This window comes from Mycobacterium sp. E1747, assembly GCF_001667775.1.
Lineage (GTDB): Bacteria > Actinomycetota > Actinomycetes > Mycobacteriales > Mycobacteriaceae > Mycobacterium.
The window spans coordinates 1-4,070 of record NZ_LZJI01000135.1; the positions used below are offsets into that span (position 1 = coordinate 1).

The 4,070-nt window shown below is 62.4% G+C and carries 4 protein-coding genes; 1 reads left to right on the forward strand and 3 read right to left on the reverse strand.

Going from position 1 to position 4,070, the window contains the following annotated elements; translation table 11 throughout:
- Positions 1-744, forward strand: a 744-nt coding sequence (locus tag A5695_RS13385; RefSeq protein WP_068082365.1) for a Gfo/Idh/MocA family protein, incomplete at its 5' end; no start/stop codon positions are given.
- 48 nt (positions 745-792) lie between these two features.
- Here the strand turns inward: A5695_RS13385 and A5695_RS13390 are convergent.
- The 3 genes from A5695_RS13390 to A5695_RS13400 all read right to left on the reverse strand — a co-directional run.
- Positions 793-2,433 carry a GMC oxidoreductase gene (locus A5695_RS13390; protein WP_068082367.1) on the reverse strand — a complete coding sequence of 547 codons (1,641 nt, stop codon included), beginning with the start codon at positions 2,431-2,433 and terminating at the stop codon, positions 793-795.
- Between the two features lie 225 nt (positions 2,434-2,658).
- Positions 2,659-3,561, reverse strand: a complete 903-nt coding sequence (locus tag A5695_RS13395; RefSeq protein WP_068082371.1) for a class I SAM-dependent methyltransferase — start codon at positions 3,559-3,561, stop codon at positions 2,659-2,661.
- Between the two features lie 221 nt (positions 3,562-3,782).
- Positions 3,783-4,070, reverse strand: a 288-nt coding sequence (locus tag A5695_RS13400; protein ID WP_369830185.1) for a glycosyltransferase, incomplete at its 5' end; no start/stop codon positions are given.

The following is a 4,070-nucleotide window of genomic DNA, read 5'->3' on the forward strand; positions in this document are numbered from 1 at the left end:
TGGACCCGAGCCGCAATTGCCGCGGGCAAGCATGTGCTGTGCGAAAAACCGTTTAGTGCCAATGCCGCTGAGGCGCGCGAAGTTGCCGGCCTGGCCGCCCAGTCAGACCGAGTCGTGATGGAGGCGTTTCACTATCGCTATCATCCGTTGACTCTGCGCGTTGAGGAAATCATCGCCTCCGGAGAACTGGGAGAGCTGCAGCGGGTGGAGGCGGCCATCTGCTTTCCGTTGCCGAAGTTTTCCGATATCCGGTACAACTATTCGCTCGCCGGTGGGGCGATGATGGACGCCGGATGCTATGCGGTCAACATAGTCCGCACATTCGGCGGTGCGACACCAGAAGTTGTTTCGGCACAGGCGAAACTGCGTGATCCCCAGGTGGACCGCGCCATGGCTGCCCGGCTGCGCTTTCCAAACGGGATTACGGGGCGGATCCGTTGCTCGATGTGGTCGTGGGATCTGTTCCAATTGAGCGCCAAGCTCGTTGGCGATCGCGGGGAAGTGCGCGTGCTCAACCCGGTAATGCCGCACGCTTTCCATCGGCTCTCGGTCAAATCGGCGGACGGCAAACGAGTCGAACGCTTTTCGCGCCGCCCCTCATATGCGTATCAACTCGACGCGTTCGCCGCGGCGGTGCTGCGCGGGGAGCCCATCAAGACCACACCGGAAGACGCGGTCGAGAACATGAGCGTCATCGACGCCGTCTATCGCGCTGCCGGCCTTCCGCTGCGCGAACCCGCCTGAGCCAAACGGCCCATCTGCGTGAAGCTGGGCGAGAAGCATCTTTTGGATCTAGCTGGCGAAGTGCGCCTGATTCAGGTGTTCGCCCACCCGCAAGGCGTTAGCGGCGATGGTCAAGCTGGGATTTAAACCGGCGCTGCTGGGAAAGAATGAGCTGTCGACCACGTAGAGGTTTTCGACTTCGTGCGCTCGGTTGTACGGGTCCAGCACGCTGGTCTTGGGATCGGTGCCGAAGCGGCATGTGCCGCAAACGTGCGCCACGGCTTTGTTGTCCTCGGCGCCTCGCAAGGTGATTTTGCGGAAAGGTTCCAACACTTGTTTCAACTGCTCCAAAAAGATTGCGCGGCGCTCGATCTCGCTCTCGTGAAGGCGGTACTGGAGTTTCAGCCGCTGACGGCCGTCGGCGGTCGGCCGATCGTCGGGTACGACGCGGTTGTCCAGGTACGGGAGGTCCTCCATGATCGTTGCAAGGACCAGTCCGCCGTTGAAAAACCGTTCATAGACTTGGCGCACTGCCGGTTTCATGAGCCGAAGTGCCGCTGGCCGCCATCCGGGAGCACTGGTCAAAATCTCCATGGGCGCCATGGGGCCGAAAGATTGCACGGTGCCGTACTTCTGCCCCTCCCAGAAGTAGAAGTCGTTCAGCCCGATCTCCTTGTTAGCGGCGGTGGTCCTGGAACCGCGCTGCGGCCAGATCTCGACCAAGTCGACAAGGTGACGCATCAGGTTGCGGCCCACCCAATCCGAGCCGTTGGCCAGTCCTCGCGGCCAATCGGCAGAGCGGGAATTGAGCAACAGCACCGGGGTGACCAGCGCGCCGGCGGCCAGCACCACCAGTTTGGCCTTCAGGGACACGGTGCCGGAGCCATGCTCGCAGATCACTCGACGGACCTGCTTTCGGTCCGCGTCGAGACGAAGGACCCGGCATTCCGGCAGCAGCTTCGCACCGTGCTCGACGATCGCGGGTGAGACGCAGTTGCGTGCGCTGTCGTTCTTGCATGACTGATGGCACAGATAGCTTTGGCAGGTCGTGCAACCGGGCGTGTAGTCACAGGCCATCGGTAGGTGATAGGGGTGCAAGCCACGGCTCGTGAGGTATTCAACAAGCGGCTGGTTGTCCGCCGAAAATGGCGGCGCCGCAGGCAGATCGGGATCGGCGGCGCCCGGTCGCAGGGGATCCGGCTGGCCCCGAACCCCGAACAGCCTCTCGGCCGCCGAGTACCACGGGCGCATCTCGTCGTAGGTGATCGGCCAGGACTCTGGCACGGTCGAATCGCCGGGGTTTCGGAAGTGCTGCCGAGGGGTGAAATCCTGAGCGAAAAACCGCTCGCACACCATGCCGTAGAGGGCCGACGAGCCGCCCGTACCGGCGCCCAAAAAGGGCACGAATCGTTGCGGGGAGCGCCCGCTGATGTCTTCGATTTCGTCGGTCGAGCGACCGGATCTGGTCAACAGGTCGAAGTAGGTGTCTGTGGAGCGGCAAGCCTGCGGATGAGACACTTCGGGCATCGACGAGCGGACCGTCTCGGGCGCTCCGGGAAGGGTTGAGCGCCCCTTCTCGACGAAGAGCACCTTTCGGCCCGCACGGGCGAGCGAGTAGCCCAGGGTACCGCCGCCCATGCCCGTCCCGACGATGATCGCGTCCCACTCGACGCGTTCCGCCTCGCGCGCGTCTAACTCGCCGTAGGCCAAAATCCAGTCCTCAGTGCGTATTTGCGCAAACGTTGCCCCCAGGTGGGCGAATCACGACAGTAGCATCCTTGCTGTGGACAGACGGCGGTTTGCCGGATCACGCCGCAACGCACGCGCAAAAGGCGGCGACGATCAGGGCGAGCCGTACCGGCGACCCATCGATCGCCCAATGTCATTCGCACGTAGGCACATCCGGTACTTGTGATGGCGCGGGGCGCGCCTTAACTAGCCGACTGAATGCTGATGCGTTTGCTCGGGCTGATGGGAATTGGTGGCCGATGGTGTGACCGCCACAGCGGCGGCGGGGTGGTTGACCCAGTCTGCGAGGCGATCGTCGAACGCCGCTTTCTTCTGCAGAATGATCTGATACTGGGCGTGCAGAACTTTGTATTCTCCGGCGTGGTACTTGAGGAATTGGTGGATCGCCCAGGCGGTGTTAGCCCGTGGACGCGGGTACGCCGGCCACATGACATCGTCGAAAATCATCATCCCGCCCTGCTTCAGCAGGCGCCACGAGTTGAGGGAATCTACTATTGCGTCATCGGCGAAGTGTGACCCATCGACATAAATCAGATCGAATTCCTGCTTCTCATCGATGAGCTGCGGCAAAACGGACAGCGACGAGCCCTTCCGCTTTACCACCCGACCCGCGGCCGAGGACACGTTGTGATCGAAGCGTGCCTCGAGGTCTCGCAAGTCCGACGTGGCGTGGTAGTGCCATTCGTCGCTGCCCGCCCAGGTGTCCACAGCGGTCATGTGCCCTTGCGTGAAGTAGGTCAGGAAAAAGAGCGTCGAACGCCCCTCCCAGGAGCCGATTTCAAGGATGCGTATCGGGTCGGCACGCTTGAAGACCTTCGGAAAGGTGACCGACCACGGCACGATGTTCATGTCGAACCACCGCTCTTGGAATTGGCCCTTCGCCGCCTGCTCTTCGAATTCCGCGCGAACTTGAGCCAGGTGTTTGGCCGCGCCGGAGAGAACGCCTCGTTTTACCAGGCGATAGTGAATGATGTCCGTGAGATAGTGCCAGACCACACCCGGACGCATTCCCCCGATCCACCAGAAAAAGAGAAAGGTGAGGGTTCGGGCGGTCCAACGAAACTTCGGTTCGGTCGTCTGGCTCGTCATGTTTCCCTTGGTCTTGTTGCTGGAAAGGCCGATGCGGTCCTGTTTCAGGGCTCGAAACGAGCAGCTAACCCCCGGAAGGTTCGGCGAGCTCGTAGAGCACGGTCGTTGGATACTAACAGCAGCCGCTCAGGGGGCGGGGCGGTTTGGCCCGGCCCACCAGCCCCCACCGAGGCGGGCGTTATCTCACGCACCTGGCAAAATAGCGGTCACGCGCACCGCGATCAAGTTGATTGCCGTGCCCGGGCGAAGCTCTCGACCAGATCGGCGGCCTTCTTGACGCTTTCGGCGGGTGTGCTCATCCGGGTGGCCAGCTCGCGGGCCCGGGCGGCATATTCCGGGGCGAGTATTCGCCGCAGGTCCTTGACCAAGGATTGCCGGGTGGTCTTCGAGAAGCGGCGGGTGGAACCCACCTTCAATCGCTTCACCCGGGCGCCCCACAGCGTCTGATTCACATCCATGGAGAGGATCAGGGTGGGAACCCCGGCACGCATGCTTGCGGCGGTGGTGCC